Origin of the sequence: Arenibacter sp. ARW7G5Y1 (genome assembly GCF_003201775.1) — a bacterium.
GTDB lineage: Bacteria > Bacteroidota > Bacteroidia > Flavobacteriales > Flavobacteriaceae > Arenibacter.
Map to the genome: position 1 here is coordinate 547,006 of NZ_QJJZ01000001.1, position 19,230 is coordinate 566,235.

Genomic DNA, 19,230 nt, shown 5'->3' on the forward strand with positions numbered 1-19,230 from the left:
CGCTTCCAAAGGGAATAGGTTGCAGATGACCGTTTATGGACAAAAAAAATATGGCATGAAAAAAAAGGACATTAAGATACTTTTGGTGGATGATGAACCGGATATTCTAGAAATTGTAAGTTATAACTTGTCTGCCGAGGGGTATGAGGTTATTACTGCAAAAAATGGTATGGAGGGGGTTTCAAAGGCAAAAAAGAAGAAGCCCCACTTAATTATTTTAGACGTAATGATGCCAGAAATGGACGGTATTGAAGCCTGTGAAATTATTAGGCGTACCGAAGGTTTGGAAAATACCTTGATTACATTCCTCACCGCTAGGGGCGAAGACTATTCGCAAATGGCCGGTTTCGATGCAGGTGCGGACGATTATATTACCAAGCCCATTAAGCCTAAGGTTTTGGTGAGCAAAGTAAAGGCTTTGCTAAGAAGGTTAAAGAATGAGGAGCAGGAGGTAGAAGATATCTTTAACGTTGGGGAGATTACCATAAATAGGGAGGAATATAAAATTGTTAACAAGGGAGAGGAGATTGTTCTTCCCAGAAAAGAGTTTGAACTCTTGGCGTTATTGACCTCCAAGCCGAACAAGGTTTTTAAAAGGGAGGTAATCCTGGATAAGGTATGGGGCAATGAAGTGGTTGTTGGTGGTAGGACCATTGACGTCCATATTAGAAAACTTCGAGAAAAAATTGGGGATGATCATTTTAAAACGGTAAAAGGGGTAGGGTATAAGTTTGTACTATAATGGTTACGAGGATTAAAAAATCATATAGGTTTGCCCTACGTACTACAATTCTAATTTCATTTATCTTAACTACAGTCCTGGGAATATTTTTGTGGAACAGTGGTTCCATGGATTGGCAACTCCTTGCGGTTATTTTGGTAACTTCTTCCTTTATTTCATTTCTTGTAGTACAATTAAGGATAGAAAAATTTATCTACCGTAACATAGAGCGTATTTATAATGATGTATCCCTCTTGGAGTCCACCTCTTTGGCTCCCAAGACCATTACAACGGATATGCGGTCCCTGACTGATGAAATAGAGAAGTTTGCCAAGGACAAAAAAATTGAAATAGATACCTTAAAAATCCGGGAGGAATATAGAAAGGATTTTTTGGGTAACGTTTCCCATGAATTAAAAACACCATTATTTACGGTCCAGGGCTATATTTTAACCCTCTTGGATGGTGCCATGGACGATAAAAGTCTTAGGAAAAAGTATCTTCAACGCGCCAATAAGGGGGTAGAGCGACTTATCTACATTGTTAAGGATTTGGATCTTATAACCAAATTGGAAGTTGGGGACCTAAATTTGGAGATAGAGGAATTTGATATTTTGGAACTGGTGCAGAATGTTTTTGAGCTTTTGGAAATGAAAGCCGCTAAAAAGAATATTACCCTGACCTTTGACATGGATTATAAGGATCCAATCTTTGTTAAGGCCGATAAGGAAAAAATACAACAGGTCATTACAAATTTGGTGGTCAATTCCATTAAATATGGGCAGCAGAACGGTACTACCGAAGTGAGTGTGGAGAATTTAATCAAAAATAAGGTGATTATCCGGGTGACCGACAATGGTGAGGGCATTTCCAAACAAAACCTTGCCCGAATTTTCGAAAGATTTTACAGGGTCGATAAAAGTGGGAGTAGGGCCGAAGGTGGGTCTGGCTTGGGATTGGCAATTGTAAAACATATCATAGAGGCCCACAATGAGAAGATCTATGTGGAAAGTGTAATCGATATAGGCTCCGAATTTTCTTTTACTTTGGAAAAGACCACCAAATAATCCTGAGCGGCACTATTGTACGGATTTCTTTATTCAAGGCCAACCTCTGGTCCTTTCCAATGACTTCATTAAAGCAATTTTCCGTTACCTTGAATAATTCTAAATTAATGGGGAACGATTAAGTTATTATCTTTAGATACGACCTAATAGTTATCAACCTAAACCCTATGGAACATATTGTTATTATTGGTAATGGAATCTCCGGTATTACGGCGGCGCGCCATATCCGAAAACTATCCGACAAAAAAATCACCATTATTTCAGCTGAGAGCGATTATTTTTTCTCTAGAACGGCTTTGATGTATGTTTATATGGGCCATATGAAGTTTGAGCATACCCAGCCTTACGAAAATTGGTTCTGGAAAAAAAACCGATTGAATCTGGTTCATGGTTATGTAACCCAAGTAGATACGGCCAATAAAAAGCTAATATTAAATGGTTCCGAGGAAATGGGATATGATAAACTCATTATTGCCACAGGTTCCAAACCCAATAAGTTTGGGTGGCCAGGACAGGATTTGAAGGGGGTACAGGGATTGTATTCCAAACAGGATTTGGAATTGTTGGAGACCAATGCGCCAAACAATGAAGTTTGTAAGAGGGCAGTAATCGTTGGGGGCGGATTAATCGGGATCGAATTGGCGGAAATGCTTAGGAGTAGGGATATCCCTGTTACTTTTTTAGTCCGTGAGGACAGCTTTTGGAACGGAGTCCTGCCCGAAGGTGAATCCCAAATGATCAATGAACACATTTTGGAACATCATATAGATCTAAAATTGGGCACCAATCTAAAGGAGATTATTGCGGATGAAAATGGTTGGGCAAAGGCCGTGGTTACGGATAAGGGGGAGATGATCCCATGTACGGTGGTGGGGCTAACCGCAGGGGTTGCTCCAAACATTGATTTTCTAAAAGGCTCTGGAATTGAGCTAGGTAAAGGAGTAAAGGTCAATAACTTCTTGGAAACCAATATAACCGATGTCTATGCTATAGGGGACTGTGCCGAACAACATGAATCCATAGGCAACCGCAGGCCGGTGGAGGCCGTTTGGTATACGGGAAGAATGATGGGGGAAACGTTGGCCCAGACAATTTGCGGTAACAAAACGGCCTATAATCCTGGCCATTGGTTCAATTCCGCAAAATTTTTGGATATAGAGTATCAAACTTATGGATGGGTATTTAGCGAAAGAGCCAAAAAAGACCATGAACAGCATTTTCATTGGCGGCATCCCAAGGAGAAAATATGTGTCACCATCGCCTTCCACAGGGATACTAAACTGTTTTTGGGGATCAATACCTTTGGAATTCGAATGCGCCACGAGATTTTGGACCGATGGCTTACAGAGAAAAGAAGTGTATCCTATGTGTTGGAATATTTAAAGGATGCCAATTTTGACCCTGAATTCTACGCGGAATATGAGCAAGCCATTATATCCTGCTATAACTCCCATTATGGTACGAACATAAGGCCCAAAAAGAAAAGTTGGAAACGAATTTTTAGCAACGTATAAAGTCTTAAGATGCAAATAATAAAAAAAATAGGACTCTTCATTTTTTTGATAGGCCTTACCGTATTTACCATTCTACCCTTTATCGGGGAATTTAAGGTGACCCCTGCGACAATGGATCAAATAATTCGGGAAAAAGGAATTTCAAGCGAATTTTTTATAGATCGGATGCAAGAAAATGTGGTTGGCAAACAGTTTCAAGGAATGCTTTCATTATCGCCCAAAATAACTCAGGCACTGGAGGCCGCCAATGCACAACATAGAAAAAACAAGGAATATAAAAAGATTATCTATACGGGGCCGCATGATTTGGCTGCCACGGTGGGCAAGGGCTCTGGGAGTGGGTTTATAGTAGAAAACAAGGGATTAATGTGGTTTCTGACCTTTGGTCTGGGAATTATAGGGGCTTTACTTTTTATTGTTCCCAATGTGGTTTTGTTAGGGCAAAAGGGAATAAAAAATAATGGGATCTACCATGAAAATGCCACCAATAGGGGATGGATTGCCTGGTTGGTCTTCGTTTTTCTGGTTTCTTTTTATTTGGTACTTTATTTCCGCTCGGAATTTGCCGTAAATTGGACTTACCTAGTGGATCCTATCAGTGAGTTTCTAAGTGGAAATCCTGCCGGACATTGGTTTGTGTACGGCTTTATGTATTGTACGGTAATGACGGTTATGGCCGTAAGAATGTATATTAAATACAGGCACAATATGTACCAGATGGTACGGACCACCTCTGTATTGTTCTTTCAAATTGTCTTTGCCTTTCTTATTCCAGAAATAATGGTACGGCTGCAGATGCCGTATTACGATTTTAAAAATGCATTTCCGTTAGACTATGATTTCTTCTTCCAATGGAATTTAAAATCCTTATTGAACAGTGGGGGTATAGGACTTTTTATTTTAGTTTGGGGCATAGTGCTTACTTTGGTAATTGTGCCCGTTATGGTCTACTTTTTTGGAAAGCGATGGTACTGTTCCTGGGTCTGTGGTTGTGGTGGATTGGCAGAGACTCTGGGAGATCCCTATAGACAGCATTCGAGCAAGTCGCTTTTTTCTTGGAAAGTGGAAAGATGGTTGGTGCACGGGGTATTGGTCTTTGCCGTGGGAATGACCATGATGACACTCTACAGTTTCTTTACCGAGTCTGGCACCGTCTTGGGTTTAAAAACACAAAGTGTGCAAAATACCTATAGTCTTCTGATCGGAGCATTTTTTGCAGGAGTAATCGGTACCGGATTTTACCCCATTTTTGGGAATAGGGTATGGTGTAGGTTTGGTTGTCCCTTGGCGGCCTATTTGGGATTTGTACAGCGGTTCAAATCGCGCTTTAGGATTACCACCAACGGCGGTCAATGTATCTCCTGTGGCAATTGTTCTACCTATTGTGAGCAGGGCATAGACGTCAGGGCATACGCCCAAAAAGGTGAAAACATTGTCAGGTCCAGCTGTGTGGGCTGTGGCATTTGTTCCGCCGTTTGTCCTAGGGGGGTCTTAAAATTGGAAAATGGACCGCTCAAGGGAAGAATAAATCCCACGGAAGTGCTTTTGGGGAACGATGTTGATCTAATGGAGTTGGTCAATAATAAATAGGCATTTGGTGGGGGTAGAAATAATTGTTGCAAACCTTGGGGTAGCTCCATGGATTGATCAAAGTATTGATACCTTTGCGCTATCAAAACAATGGGTAACCATGGATAAATAAGAATGACCCTTCAACTACGCTAATGACCGATATAAAAGTAATTATCCCTGCCTATAATGAAGCTGATTCCATTGCGAACGTTATAAAGGAAATTCCTAAAATTGTTTCTGAAATAATTGTTGTAAACAATAATTCTACAGACGATACGGCCCTTAATGCCAAGGAGGCCGGGGCCACTGTCCTCACCGAGGATAGGATGGGATATGGCTATGCCTGCCTAAGGGGAATTAATTATATTTCCAAACAATCCAAAACACCCGATATTATCGTATTTATGGACGGAGACTATTCGGATTATCCCGAAGAACTCTCCAAAGTGGTAAAGCCTATACTGGAAAACAATTTGGATTTTGTTATCGGTGCCAGAACAAAGGGCCTGAGGGAAGAAGGATCCATGACGCCACAACAGGTTTTTGGCAATGCATTGGCCACCACTTTAATGAAATGGTTCTTTGGAGCTTCTTATACTGATTTGGGTCCGTTTAGGGCCATAAAGTACAATAAGCTTTTGGCGTTGGAAATGGAGGATAAGACTTACGGATGGACCGTGGAAATGCAGTTGAAAGTTCTAAAAAAAGAGTTTACATATACCGAAGTACCAGTGCGTTATAAAAAAAGAATTGGCATATCAAAAGTATCAGGTACTGTAAAAGGTAGTATATTTGCAGGCATAAAAATCCTGGGTTGGATATTTAAATATAGTTTAAAATAAAATGGGACTAACAATTACTTACTTTATCATTGCGATTTACAGTATATCCTTATTATTAATATTTTTTTATAGCTTGGCCCAGCTTAATTTATTGGTCAACTATCTAGGTTATAAAAGGAGAAATAAGGAGGCTCCAAAATTCAATTTATTGGATCCAAAAGAAATACCATTTGTAACCATACAACTTCCAATTTATAATGAGGAATACGTAGTGGAGCGTTTGTTGGACAATATTTCGAAAATAGAATATCCTTTGAGTAAATTGGAAATTCAGGTATTGGACGATTCAACGGACGAATCCGTACTGGACACTGCCAAGAGAATAAAAGCCCTTCAGGAGACTGGCTTGGATATACAACATATTAGAAGGTCCAATAGGCAAGGCTATAAGGCAGGTGCTTTAAAAGAAGGACTGGATAAGGCCAAAGGAGAATTTATTGCCATTTTCGATGCAGATTTCTTGCCTTCCAGTGATTGGTTGAAGAAAACCGTTATTTATTTTAAAGATAGGGAAATTGGTGTTGTTCAGACAAGATGGGGACATATCAATAGGGAATATTCTACTCTGACCCGTATACAGGCTTTTGCTTTGGATGCCCACTTTACGTTGGAACAGGTAGGACGTAATGCCAAGGGCCATTTTATAAACTTTAATGGTACGGCAGGTATTTGGAGAAAAGAATGTATTTTGGATGCCGGAAATTGGGAAGGAGATACCCTGACCGAGGACTTGGATCTTAGCTACCGTGCCCAATTAAAGAATTGGAAATTTAAATATTTGGAGGATGTAGAGACGCCTGCAGAACTTCCTGTAGTAATCAGTGCTGCCCGTTCCCAGCAATTTCGTTGGAACAAAGGTGGGGCCGAAAACTTTAGAAAAACGGTTTGGAGTGTTATTTCCGCTAAGAACATCTCGTTCAAGACCAAATTTCACGGGGTGATGCACTTGTTGAATAGCTCCATGTTCCTTTGTGTATTTTTGGTGGCATTGCTGAGCATTCCCATGATGTACATTAAAAATACTTATGATCACTTGGGGTGGATTTTTGAAGCCACCAAGTTTTTTATTTTAAGCACTATTATCCTTTTCGTTTGTTATTGGTTTACCTATAAGAGTATACAGGGTAGTAGTTTTGATAATTTTGTAGACTATATAAAAATCTTTTTTACCTTTTTCTCTGTGGCCCTTGGATTTTCATTGCACAACTCCATTGCAGTCCTGGAAGGTCATATGGGTAAAAGATCTGAGTTTGTCAGGACCCCAAAATTTAATTTGAACAGTATAAAGGACAGCTGGAAGGGGAATAAATATCTGGCTACCAAGCTTTCTCCCAATATGATTTTGGAAGCGGCCTTAATGCTTTACTTCCTTTTTGGAATGTACAGTGCCATTCCTTTGAATGATTTTGGACTTTTCCCATTTCACTTTATGTTATTTTTGGGCTTCGGTTATGTATTCTTCAAATCCCTTATGGCAAGGGCATAAATAATATTTATAAACGTTTTTCAAAAGCCCTGTTCTTGTTAAAGAAAGGGCTTTTTTACTTTTGAAATTATTCATCGGATTTATGTTCCTAAACCCTTAGTTAAGAAATAAATAGGATTTCTTTTGCGCCGATGTTGGAGCAATGATCTTGTTTGTCGTCATTCCTGAATTTTAAAAAAATCAGCTTTCTATTGCCAAAATCAAAATTGGAAGTATAGATATTTGATAATTTCATTTAAATTTGGGAGATTGCTGAATTAATAAAGTGACCAAAAACCACCAGACGACCATGACCCAAAGGGCCATTTCTTATTGGAAACTCCATAGGATTCCAATTTTAATGGTGCTGCTTAGCATCCTCTTCTATATTTCCTTTGGTTACCATTTGGACCGGCCCGATTTTATGAAGCTGCTGAGTCTTTATTTGGGGTTGTTTTTTTTATGCTATAAGCTGATACAATTTGAAAAATGGAACTTTAAGTTTCTGGCTATTTCCGGGACACTTTTCCGGTTGTTGCTACTTTTTGCAGAACCTAATCTTTCACAGGATTTTTATAGATTTATCTGGGACGGGCAATTGATCAATATTGGGATGAGTCCCTACCTTCATCTTCCTAAGGACTTGATAATTCAAAACGGCCACCTCATGCACAATGCCGCAGAATTGGTGAGTGGCATGGGCAGCCTCAGTGCATCAAATTACAGTAATTATCCTCCATTGAATCAGTTTATTTTTGCGTTGTCCACTTGGTTGTCGGGAAAGAGTATAGTGGGCAGCGTATTGGTCATGAGAACCATTATAATTTTGGCCGATTTGGGAATCCTGTATTTCGGTCGAAAATTACTGCAAAAGCTCAATAAATCCACCCATCTGATCTTTTGGTATTTCTTAAATCCCTTGGTTGTTTTGGAACTAACGGGGAATCTGCATTTTGAAGGGGTGATGTTGTTCTTTTTTGTTTGGGCTATTTGTCTTCTCTTCAATAAGAAATGGTTGTTGGCAGCTGTTGTATACGCGCTATCCATCTCTATTAAATTGGTCCCATTGCTATTTCTGCCCTTGTTCTTAAAGTATTTCGGGTTTAAGAAAAGTATTCCATTCTATGCGGTTGTGGGTTTAACAACGGTCCTTTTAATACTCCCGTTCTATTCCCAGGAATTTGCAAATAATTACTTGCAGACGGTAGGGCTGTGGTTCTCCAATTTTGAATTCAATGCAGGGCTGTACAACGCCATAAAGAAAGTGGCCCTAAATTTCGATGTCAAGCCTTGGGAACTTATCAAGGATTATGGAAAGATTACCCCGATAATCGTTATTGCCTCAGTAGCCCTGTTTACGTTTTTTAGGGACAATAAAAAGATGTCAAGTTTGCTGACCTCTATGTTGTGGGTGCTTACCTTATATTATTTTTTGTCCGCAACGGTGCATCCATGGTATATTATTTTCTTATTGACTTTAAGCCTGTTTACCGAGTTTAGGTTCCCTATGGTTTGGTCCCTGAGTATCGTATTGAGCTACTGGGCCTATTCCAATGAAGGGTTTAGGGAGAATTATTGGCTGTTGGCCGTTGAATATATTGCAGTATATGGATTTATGTTTTATGAAATTGTTAGATTACATAACAAAAAGATACTATTTAGTAAAAATTAGCACATCAATCACATAAATTCATTTTTATTTGTACTTTTGATGGTAGAATGAATAACTTATATTACATACTAAACGTAAACGGGGTTTCCAACCTTGCATATTCATTTACGCCTACACGTCGTCGCCCGTAAGGGTGCGCTTCTTTTATGGAAATAGGTGAGTCCATTTCCCTCTCAAAAAAAATAAATTATAATTTTAATTTTAAAAGCAACATTCAATGAAGATTGTTATTGCTAACGATTCCCATTTTAAATATGCCGAGATCATCTGTGATACCATTGCGGAATCGGCCAAAGTGCGCGGCACCGGGATTGCCAAGCGTACTCCTGAATATATTCAAAAAAGACTGCATAATGGCAATGCCATTATTGCCTTGGACGGCGATAAATTTGCAGGATTCTGTTATATTGAGGTATGGGGACATGAAAAATTTGTAGCCAATTCGGGCCTTATAGTACATCCGGATTACAGGAATCAGGGTTTGGCCAAGCAAATAAAAAAGGAGATTTTCAACCTTTCCAGAAGTAAGTTTCCCGATGCCAAAATATTTGGGATTACTACAGGCTTGGCAGTGATGAAGATGAACTATGAACTGGGCTATAAACCGGTAACTTTTTCGGAACTTACCACTGATCCAGAGTTTTGGAAGGGCTGTCAGACCTGTAAAAATTTCGATATCCTTACTAGGACAGAACAAAAAATGTGCCTTTGTACCGGAATGTTGTACGACCCCGAAACCAAAGTCAAGGAGATTAAACAGGAGCCGAAGGAAAAATTGAATTCCAAGGCTTTTCAACGATTAAAAAGTATAAAGGAAAGTCTGTTCCTGAATAAGAAAGCAAAGTAGTGGATCAATACTACTGTGAATATAACAATAAGATAAGTTTAGCATGAAAAAATTAGTATTAGCATATAGTGGTGGATTGGACACTTCCTATTGCGCAAAGTATTTGTCAAAGGATCAAGGTTTTGAAGTACATGCCGTAAGTGTAAATACCGGTGGGTTTTCAAAGGAGGAAATAGAGAGCATTCACAAAAAAGCCTTGGAATTGGGGGCTACTACCTACACTTCCATAGATGCTGTAAACACCTTTTATGAAAAAGTAGTAAAGTATTTAATTTTCGGAAATGTTTTAAAGAACAATACCTATCCCTTATCGGTTAGTGCGGAGCGAATTGTTCAGGCCATTGAAATTGTTAATTACGCCAAAAAAGTAGGTGCCAAATATATAGCCCACGGTAGTACAGGGGCCGGGAACGATCAGGTTAGGTTTGATATGATCTTCCAGATCATTGCACCGGAAATTGAAATTATTACCCCCATTCGCGATAATAAATTGGCCCGGGAGGTAGAAATTGAATATTTGAAACAGAATGGGGTAGATTACCCATGGGAGAAGGCAAAATACTCTATCAATAGAGGTTTGTGGGGAACTTCCGTAGGGGGTGAGGAAACACTTACCTCGCACAAATCCTTACCGGACTCTGCTTATCCAAGCCAATTGCAGGAGACGGAACCCACCCAGTTGAAACTTACTTTCCACAAGGGGGAATTAATTGCTGTGGATGGCGATAACGATACCCCGGTGAACAACATCATAAAATTGGAGGCAATAGCTTCCAAATATGCCATTGGTAGGGATATACACGTTGGCGATACTATTATTGGAATTAAAGGTAGGGTAGGGTTTGAGGCACCTGCTTCCCTGATCATTATCAAAGCCCACCATTTATTGGAAAAACATACCCTTACCAAATGGCAACAGTATCAGAAGGAAATGCAGGGCAATTTCTATGGTATGTTGTTGCATGAAGGAAATTATTTGGATGAGGTAATGCGAAATATTGAGGCCTTCCTGACCGATACCCAAAAGAACGTTAGTGGTGATGTCTTTGTAAGCCTGCACCCTTATCGATTTGAATTGGACGGGATATCCTCTTCGCACGATTTGATGAACGCCTCTTTTGGTAGTTATGGAGAGATGAACAAAGGATGGACGGCAGATGATGCCAAAGGATTTATTAAGATACTTTCCAATTCGGGAAAAATATATAACCACGTAAACCAGCATAATGATTAAGGTAGGAATTATAGGAGGGTCAGGATATACCGGTGGGGAACTCATTAGAATTCTCCTGAACCACCCTAATACAACCATAGATTTTGTTTTTAGTACTACAAGGGCAGGTAAAAAGATTACCACGGCACATCCAGACCTGTTGGGGGTTACCGATTTGGTTTTTACAGGAAAGGTAAACAAAGATGTGGATGTCGTATTTCTTTGTCTGGGTCATGGCAATTCCACGAGTTTTTTAAAGGAAAACGAGTTTTCCAAGGACACAAGAATCATTGATTTAAGTAATGATTTTAGGTTGGAGGCCGATGCCGTTCTGGATGGAAAGGCTTTTGTCTACGGCTTGCCGGAACTAAAAAAGGAAGAAATAAAAAAAGCGAACTATATTGCCAATCCAGGTTGCTTTGCTACCTCTATTCAGTTGGGGTTATTGCCGTTGGCAAAAGCCCATAAGTTGGATAAACCGGTACATATCAATGCTGTTACTGGAAGTACAGGGGCAGGAGTAAGCCTTTCGGCAACCTCACATTTTAGCTGGAGGAACAATAACGTATCCTGGTACAAGCCCTTCACGCACCAGCACCTAGGGGAAATTAATGAAAGCTTGCACAGTCTTCAGGAAAATACCGGGGAACTATTTTTTCTTCCCAATAGGGGGAATTTTACCCGAGGGATATTGGCCACGGCCTATACCGAATTTGATGGGAGTTTGGAAGAAGCCTATGAACTGTACAGGGAGTTTTACAAGGATGCGGCCTTTACCCAGGTAACAGAGGAGGACATCAACCTAAAACAGGTGGTGAATACCAACCAATGTCATATTCATTTGCACAAGCATAACAATATACTGCTGATCACCTCTGCCATAGACAATCTATTGAAAGGGGCATCAGGGCAGGCAGTGCAGAACATGAACTTGGCGTTCGGATTTAAGGAAACGGAAGGCCTGCAGTTGAAAGCAGGCGTATTTTAAAATCGTTGCCCCCTGGGGTTGATGGTGATATTATGACCGACCGACAAACAAATTGATCAACCATTGGATTCTCTTGGTTTAGGGAATGAACAAATAACAAATAAGGAATGAAAATAGCTATTATTGGAGCAGGTAATTTAGGTCTATCCATAGCCAAAGGTATTTTGAGCACCAATGGGGCCACTTCCATGGTCCTGACCAAGAGAAGTCTTAATGGACTTAAGGAGATTGAAAATTATGGAATTGTCACCACTACTACGGATAATAGGGAGGCGGTGGCCAAATCCGATATCCTGATTTTTGCGGTACAGCCTGGCCAATTTGTAAAAATATTGGGAGAGGTGAAGGACATCCTTACGGAGAAACATGTTATTATTTCAACTATTACCGGCTTTAGTATTGCCCGAATGGAAGAAGTTATAGGGCCAGATCATTATATTATTCGAGCCATGCCCAATACAGCTATTTCCGTGGGGAAATCCATGACCTGTATCTGCAGCAATGAGAAAGGGGCCAAAAGGGTAGACCTGGCCAAGGCCATCTTTAACCGTATGGGGCATTCCATGCAAATTCCGGAAGACCAGATGCAGGCCGCTACCGTTATTTGTGCCAGTGGAATTGCGTTTTGGATGCGATTGATCAGAGCTACCACACAAGGGGCCATTCAATTGGGATTCGATGCCAAGGAAGCACAGGAATTGGCCATGCATACCTGTAACGGGGCTGCCAGTTTGTTGATAGAATCTGACAGTCACCCAGAAAATGAAATAGATAAGGTTACCACCCCAAGGGGATGTACTATTTCCGGATTGAACGAAATGGAACACCAAGGATTAAGCTCCTCCCTGATCAGGGGAATAGTGGCCTCATTTGACAAGATAAACGAAATAAAAAAAGGATAACCTCTATCGTAAACCTACAAGGTTATAAGACAATGGAGGTTCATAATACAATATAGAAGATGGAATTATTTGATGTATACCCATTATATAAGGTTACTCCCGTTTCGGCACAGGGAATCGTAGTCACCGATGACAAAGGACAGGAGTATTTGGATTTTTACGGAGGACATGCCGTAATTTCGATTGGACATTCCCATCCACATTATGTAAATAGATTGAAGGATCAGTTGGATAAGATCGGTTTTTATAGCAATGCCGTACAGAACCCCGTCCAAGAAGCCTTGGCGCATAAATTAGGGGAACTTTCCGCTTGTGAAGATTACAACCTTTTCCTGTGCAATTCAGGGGCGGAGGCCAACGAAAATGCCCTAAAGTTGGCATCGTTCCAAACAGGTAAGTCGCGTGTAATATCCTTTAAACATGGATTCCATGGAAGGACTTCTGCCGCTGTGGCCGCTACCGATAATGAAAAAATAAACGCACCTATCAACAAGCAACAAAAAGTAACCATACTTCCTTTCGAGGATTTGGCCGCTTTTAAAACTGAGATTTCAAAAGGGGATGTCTGTTGTGTAATTATAGAAACCATTCAAGGGGTAGGGGGTCTAGATCGGCCTTCCCAAGAATTTTATCAAAATATAGCCGCACTTTGTAAGGAAAATGGTGCCTTGCTTATAGCAGATGAGGTGCAATGTGGTTATGGAAGGAGCGGTAAGTTCTTTGCCTTTCAGCATTACGGGATTAAACCGGATATTATTACGGTAGCCAAGGGAATGGGGAACGGATTTCCCATTGGCGGGGTGCTTATCCACGAGAGCATTAAAGCTTCTTACGGAATGTTGGGAACCACTTTTGGCGGGAATCATTTGGCCTGTGCCGCTGGATTGGCGGTTTTGGAAGTGATCGAAAATGAGAATTTAATTGAAAATGCCGCGGACCTTTTTGAGTATTTTAAGGAAAAGGCAGCCAGCATTCCACAAGTAAAAAGGGTAAAGGGAATGGGTCTTATGCTGGGGCTGGAATTCGATTTTGAAGTAGCGGAGCTACGCAAGAAGCTTATCCATAATCAGCATATGTTCACCGGTGGCGCCAGTGACAAACACGTTTTGAGAGTATTACCTGCATTGAATATTACCAAAGAAAATTTGGATCAATTTTTTGATGCCCTAAAAAAGGAATTGGCATGAGTTTAAATTTAGACATATCCCAAAGAAATGCGGTGCTCAATACCATGGCACAGCTTATCGATGGCGAACGAAAAACTATCCTTGAGGTCAATAAAAAAGACCTCGAGGCCTATAATGGCGATGATTTGGCAATGTATGACCGGCTCAAGGTGGACGAAGCCAAAATAGATGGCATGATCCTATCCTTGCGGCAGTTGGCGGGACAGGATGATCCCTTGGGTTTGGAACGTTTTAATTTCATCCACGACAATGGGATGCGCGTAAGTAATAAAACGGCCCCTTTTGGAACCGTTCTTATAATTTATGAGTCCAGGCCCGATGTTACCATAGAGGCAGCAGCCATTGCCTTTAAATCCGGTAACAGAATTTTATTGAAAGGCGGAAAGGAATCGCTACAAAGCAATTTGGTATTGGTCAATTTTTGGCATAAATCTTTGGAGCAACACGGTATTTCCAAGGATTGGGTCACTTATTTGGAATTTGATCGGGCGCAGACCCAAGCATTTTTGGAAAAACCGACCCAAAAGTTAGACCTTATAGTTCCTAGAGGAGGGGAAAAACTGATCGCTTTTACCAAAAAACACGCCACCTGTCCCGTAATCGTCAGTGGAAGGGGAAATAACTTCCTCTATGTGCACCCCAAGGCCGACCTTAAAAAGGCAATGTCTATTATCCTAAATGCCAAGACCACAAAGATCTCGGCCTGTAATGCCTTGGACAAGGTATTGATAGATAGCGCACTGCCCAACAAAGAGGCATTTATAAAAGATTTGATAGCAGAATTAAAAGTGAAAAAAGTAGAGGTCTTGGTTGATAGTAGCCTTGCCAGTACAGTGGATACTACGGAGATTATTGCAGAGGACAGCTGGTATGAAGAATTTTTGGATTATAAGATCCTTATAGGGGAAGTGGGAAGCACGGAGGAAGCGGTTGAAAAGATCAATACCTATGGTGGAGGTCATTCCTCGGTAATCGTAACCGAAGAAGAACAAGGAGCCGATTTTTTTATGAATTCCGTGGATTCCGCAGCGGTATATCACAATGTTTCCACCCGTTTTACCGATGGTGGACAATTTGGCCTGGGCGGTGAATTGGCCATTAGCACGGATAAATTGCACCAAAGGGGCCCCATAGGGCTACAACATTTGGTGACCAACAAATGGTATATTAAGGGGGATGGTCAAATAAGATAGTAGCCGGACCTTTCATTAGGTCTAAAAAAAAGCACATGCAGAAGAAAAGAATATTATTAAAAATAGGATCCAACACCCTCACCAAGGAAACGGACCATATTTCCAGGGGGAAAATTGAGGATATAGGGAGGCAGATTGCGAAACTAAAGGATAGTTACGAATTCATCATCGTAAGTTCGGGGGCCATAGCCGCTGCCAAACAGTTTGTAAAACTGGAACACAACGGACAGGAAATAACCGTTAAACAAGCTTTGGCCTCCATTGGTCAGCCCCATTTAATGCGAATTTTTCAAGAGAATTTTAGGGAATTGGGCTTGTTTACCTCCCAATGTCTTTTGTCCTATTCCGATTTTGAAAAGGAAGTTTCCAAAGAAAACATCTGCAATACCATTAATGTACTGGTGGCCAATAATTTTATTCCCATTATCAATGAGAACGATACGGTAGCTACCGATGAGATCCAATTTGGGGACAATGATAAATTAGCAGCATTGACCGCAGCCTTGATGAAGGCAGATCTGTTGATCATTGCAACCAATACCAATGGTATTTACACCAAGGAATCGTTCATTAATAAGAAGCCCGAAACCATTCGACTAGTGGGCGATTTGATAGAGCTGCAAAAGGAGGTCAGTAGCTCTAAATCTTCCCATGGTACCGGGGGAATGGAATCCAAGATAGAGGCGGCCAACATAGCCAGACAGGCCCATGTGGAAACCTGGATCGTGAACGGCCTAAAGGACAATTTTATTATTGATGCCCTAGAAAACAAAACTGCTTTTACAACCATAAAATAAAGAAATGCAACACTATTTATCCTTAAAAGATATCGATTCCCTACCGCAATGGGTAGAAGAAGCTAGATCATTAAAGGCGAATCCGCTTCAATTCAAAGCCTTGGGACAGGCTAAGACCATATGTTTATTATTTTTCAATAACAGCCTTAGAACCCGTTTAAGTACACAAAAAGCGGCCATGAACTTGGGGATGGAGGTTATTGTGATGAACTTTGGAAGTGAAGGATGGGCTTTGGAGTACGGAGATGGTACCATCATGGACCAAGGTACCTCCGAACACATTAAGGAAGCGGCCCAGGTAGTGGCACAATATTGTGATATAGTCGCCATTAGGGCCTTTGCCTCCTTGACCGATAAGGAGCAGGATGAGGCAGAAGTGGTCATGAACGGTTTTAAAAAATACGCCGGTATTCCGGTGGTGAATATGGAAAGCTCTGTGGGCCACCCATTACAGGCGTTGGCAGATGCCATAACCTTGGCAGAGAATAACACCAAGAAGAGACCTAAAGTGGTCCTGTCCTGGGCACCACACCCTAAGGCATTGCCGCATGCAGTGGCCAATTCCTTTGTGGAAATGATGCATTTGCAGGATGCCGATTTTGTAATTACCCATCCCAAAGGATATGATTTAAATCCAGAGGTGACCAAGGGCACCAAAATAGAGTACGATCAGGACAAGGCCTTGGAAGATGCCGATTTTGTTTATGTAAAAAACTGGAGCAGCTACCAGGATTATGGGAAGGTGGTGAGTCAGGACAGGGATTGGACCATGACCAATAAAAAGTTGGGCAAAGCCAAGTTTATGCATTGTTTACCGGTAAGACGTAATGTAGTGGTAGCCGATGAGGTTTTGGATGGCAATAATTCCTTGACCATACAACAGGCCAATAATAGGACCTATTCCGCACAAATTGTGCTGAAGAAGTTGCTGGAGAGCTTGGAGGGTTAAAAGTGAACAGTTATCAGTAATGAGTAAACAGTTGGGTAGTGAACAATGGCAATCGAACAATGACGATAAGAAGGGGTTCCTTCCCTTGGCAAGGGAAGGTGGCTTCTCCGACGATAGGAGGAGAGGACGGAAGGGATTGAAAACGTAGGTAGATGATTTTATGTAGTGAAACGAAATAAAATTATACCGAGAAGTAGACTTTGAATGGTAACAAGTGACTAGTTGTTTAGTGTGATAGGGTTATAAAGTGCGAAGTCGGGAGACTTTACACAACAGCGGAGTAGAGACCTCAATGAAAGGACTGAAACAGCTGGTCAGAAAAAACAGGGACCTAAGCAGGAAGTATAAAAAGACATGAAACAAAAACTATCGATAATAAAAATTGGAGGGAACGTTATTGAGAACGAAGTGGAACTCAACAAATTCCTAGATTCCTTTGCCGCTATGCAAGGACCTAAAATATTGGTCCACGGCGGGGGCAAACTGGCTACCCAGATCGCTGAAAAATTGGGGATAGAATCCAAATTGGTGGGAGGAAGACGCATTACCGATGAAGAGGGACTAAAAGTAATTACCATGGTCTATGGTGGATTGGCCAATAAAAATATAGTGGCCCAATTGCAGGCCAGAGGTACCAACGCCATAGGGCTTAGTGGGGCCGATGGCAATACCATCCGGGCCGTGAAAAGACCGGTACGGCAAATCGATTACGGATTTGCAGGAGATGTAGAGGAAGTAAATGCAGCGGCTATCGGCAAATTGTTGCAGGCCAAATTTGTTCCAGTGTTCTGTGCCATCACGCATAACAAAGAAGGGCAGTTGCTGAACACCAATGCCGATACCATTGCTTCGGAAGTGGCCATTGGAATGAGCGGGGATTATGACACCACCCTCTACTATTGTTTTGAAAAGAAAGGGGTGTTGATGGATATTGCAGACGAAACCTCTGTGGTAAAACACCTGGAGCCTAAGAATTACCAAGAATTATTGGAAAAGAAGATTATAGCGGATGGCATGCTACCAAAATTGGAAAATTGCTTTCATGCGCTTCATAAAAATGTGGGCAAGGTCTGTATTGGGGACTTGGATATGTTAAACCCTAATGCTACCTTATTTACCACTATTACCTTATAAACATGGATCAACAAAAACTTACGGAAAAGGCTATTGAGCTGTTACAGAAATTGATTTCAATTCAGTCGTTTTCCTCCGAAGAAGATAAGACGGCAGATGCCATTGAGGCATGGTTTACACATTTCGACATCCCTTTTAAAAGGGAGAAGAACAATGTATATGCCTTTAACAAATACTATGACGAGAGCAAGCCTTTGCTGCTGCTCAACTCCCATCACGATACGGTAAAACCCAATTCGGCCTATACCAAAGATCCCTTTCATCCACATATTGAGGACGGAAAATTGTTTGGACTGGGCAGTAACGATGCCGGCGGATGCCTGGTATCCCTGATCGCTACCTTTACCTATTTTTACGCTCAGGAAAACCTGAGCCATAATGTAGTGATCGTGGCCTCTGCGGAAGAGGAAAGCTCCGGTCCCAACGGTCTTAACAGTATGTTGCCGATCCTACCAAAAATTGATGTGGCCATAGTGGGGGAACCTACCCTGATGAATTTGGCCATTGCCGAAAAAGGTTTGGTGGTGTTTGAAGGCAAGGTAAGTGGAACGCCCTCCCATGCCGCCCACCCCAACGATAATAATGCCATTTACAATACCATTGAAGTATTGCAGTGGTTTAAGGATTATAAGTTTCCAAAGGTATCGGAAGTGCTCGGCGAGGTAAAGCTTACGGTAACCCAGATGAATGCCGGCAACCAGCACAACGTTGTGCCTGGTCATGTGGATCTGGTGATCGATGTACGGGTAAACGATTGCTATTCCAACAAGGAAATAGCGGACATACTTACTGCCGAAGCACCCTGTGAGGTAAAGCCCCGTTCGTTACGACTAAACTCATCCTCGATCAATAAGGATCACGCTTTGGTACAGTCGGGCTTGGCCTTGGGCAGAAGTAGCTATGGCTCCCCAACCCTATCCGATCAGGCGGCCCTCTATTGTCAGTCCTTAAAATTGGGGCCTGGCGATAGCACCCGTAGTCACTCTGCGGACGAATTTATTTATGTGGCGGAAATAGAAGAGGGAATAGATTTGTATATTAAGATCTTGCAAGGATTTTTGAAACAATAAACAATAAACAATGTTGGTTTGTTCATTGTAATTGACCTATAAAAAAAACAATAAAAAAATATCAAATGAACCGAGCCGGAACGAACCTGTTTATTTA

General features: G+C 41.3%; 18 protein-coding genes. All 18 read left to right on the forward strand.

Features of this window, described 5'->3' with window-relative positions:
• Nucleotides 1-55 precede the first annotated feature (55 nt).
• The 18 genes from C7972_RS02300 to C7972_RS02380 all read left to right on the forward strand — a co-directional run bounded on the left by C7972_RS02300 (nucleotide 56) and on the right by C7972_RS02380 (nucleotide 19,133).
• Entirely contained in the window at nucleotides 56-742 is a 687-nt protein-coding gene (locus C7972_RS02300; RefSeq protein WP_110354801.1) for a response regulator transcription factor, read from the forward strand.
• Nucleotides 742-1,788 (forward strand): cell wall metabolism sensor histidine kinase WalK, encoded by a 1,047-nt coding sequence (locus tag C7972_RS02305; protein WP_110354575.1) that lies wholly within the window; start codon nucleotides 742-744, stop codon nucleotides 1,786-1,788. Before C7972_RS02300 ends, C7972_RS02305 begins: the two co-directional genes overlap by 1 nt.
• A gap of 167 nt (nucleotides 1,789-1,955) precedes the next feature.
• Entirely contained in the window at nucleotides 1,956-3,302 is a 1,347-nt protein-coding gene (locus C7972_RS02310; RefSeq protein WP_110354576.1) for an NAD(P)/FAD-dependent oxidoreductase, read from the forward strand.
• 9 nt (nucleotides 3,303-3,311) lie between these two features.
• Nucleotides 3,312-4,892, forward strand: a complete 1,581-nt coding sequence (locus C7972_RS02315) for a 4Fe-4S dicluster domain-containing protein (protein WP_110354577.1) — start codon at nucleotides 3,312-3,314, stop codon at nucleotides 4,890-4,892.
• A 134-nt stretch (nucleotides 4,893-5,026) separates the two neighbouring features.
• Nucleotides 5,027-5,716: a glycosyltransferase family 2 protein gene (locus tag C7972_RS02320; RefSeq protein ID WP_110354578.1), complete on the forward strand. Its 690-nt coding sequence runs from the start codon at nucleotides 5,027-5,029 to the stop codon at nucleotides 5,714-5,716.
• A gap of 1 nt (nucleotide 5,717) precedes the next feature.
• A complete protein-coding gene (locus C7972_RS02325; RefSeq protein WP_110354579.1) occupies nucleotides 5,718-7,202 on the forward strand; it encodes a cellulose synthase family protein in 1,485 nt (494 codons plus the stop codon).
• A 265-nt stretch (nucleotides 7,203-7,467) separates the two neighbouring features.
• A complete protein-coding gene (gene mptB / locus C7972_RS02330; RefSeq protein WP_309148905.1) occupies nucleotides 7,468-8,853 on the forward strand; it encodes a polyprenol phosphomannose-dependent alpha 1,6 mannosyltransferase MptB in 1,386 nt (461 codons plus the stop codon).
• Between the two features lie 217 nt (nucleotides 8,854-9,070).
• On the forward strand, nucleotides 9,071-9,700 hold the full coding sequence (locus C7972_RS02335) for a GNAT family N-acetyltransferase (protein ID WP_110354581.1): 630 nt from the start codon (nucleotides 9,071-9,073) through the stop codon (nucleotides 9,698-9,700).
• 43 nt (nucleotides 9,701-9,743) lie between these two features.
• A complete protein-coding gene (gene argG / locus C7972_RS02340; RefSeq protein ID WP_110354582.1) occupies nucleotides 9,744-10,934 on the forward strand; it encodes an argininosuccinate synthase in 1,191 nt (396 codons plus the stop codon).
• A complete protein-coding gene (gene argC / locus C7972_RS02345; RefSeq protein ID WP_110354583.1) occupies nucleotides 10,927-11,901 on the forward strand; it encodes an N-acetyl-gamma-glutamyl-phosphate reductase in 975 nt (324 codons plus the stop codon). The genes argG and argC overlap by 8 nt, the downstream gene beginning before the upstream one ends.
• A 107-nt stretch (nucleotides 11,902-12,008) precedes the next feature.
• On the forward strand, nucleotides 12,009-12,803 hold the full coding sequence (gene proC, locus C7972_RS02350) for a pyrroline-5-carboxylate reductase (protein WP_110354584.1): 795 nt from the start codon (nucleotides 12,009-12,011) through the stop codon (nucleotides 12,801-12,803).
• 59 nt (nucleotides 12,804-12,862) lie between these two features.
• A complete protein-coding gene (locus C7972_RS02355; protein WP_110354585.1) occupies nucleotides 12,863-13,990 on the forward strand; it encodes an aspartate aminotransferase family protein in 1,128 nt (375 codons plus the stop codon).
• On the forward strand, nucleotides 13,987-15,183 hold the full coding sequence (locus tag C7972_RS02360; protein ID WP_110354586.1) for a glutamate-5-semialdehyde dehydrogenase: 1,197 nt from the start codon (nucleotides 13,987-13,989) through the stop codon (nucleotides 15,181-15,183). Before C7972_RS02355 ends, C7972_RS02360 begins: the two co-directional genes overlap by 4 nt.
• A 35-nt stretch (nucleotides 15,184-15,218) precedes the next feature.
• Entirely contained in the window at nucleotides 15,219-15,980 is a 762-nt protein-coding gene (proB, locus tag C7972_RS02365) for a glutamate 5-kinase (protein ID WP_110354587.1), read from the forward strand.
• A gap of 4 nt (nucleotides 15,981-15,984) precedes the next feature.
• Entirely contained in the window at nucleotides 15,985-16,929 is a 945-nt protein-coding gene (locus C7972_RS02370; RefSeq protein WP_110354588.1) for an acetylornithine carbamoyltransferase, read from the forward strand.
• A gap of 19 nt (nucleotides 16,930-16,948) precedes the next feature.
• On the forward strand, nucleotides 16,949-17,077 hold the full coding sequence (locus tag C7972_RS24130; RefSeq protein WP_258364750.1) for a hypothetical protein: 129 nt from the start codon (nucleotides 16,949-16,951) through the stop codon (nucleotides 17,075-17,077).
• A gap of 206 nt (nucleotides 17,078-17,283) precedes the next feature.
• Nucleotides 17,284-18,063 carry an acetylglutamate kinase gene (gene argB / locus C7972_RS02375; RefSeq protein ID WP_110354589.1) on the forward strand — a complete coding sequence of 260 codons (780 nt, stop codon included), beginning with the start codon at nucleotides 17,284-17,286 and terminating at the stop codon, nucleotides 18,061-18,063.
• Nucleotides 18,064-18,065: 2 nt separating this feature from the next.
• On the forward strand, nucleotides 18,066-19,133 hold the full coding sequence (locus C7972_RS02380; RefSeq protein WP_110354590.1) for a M20 family metallo-hydrolase: 1,068 nt from the start codon (nucleotides 18,066-18,068) through the stop codon (nucleotides 19,131-19,133).
• Nucleotides 19,134-19,230: the final 97 nt, after the last annotated feature.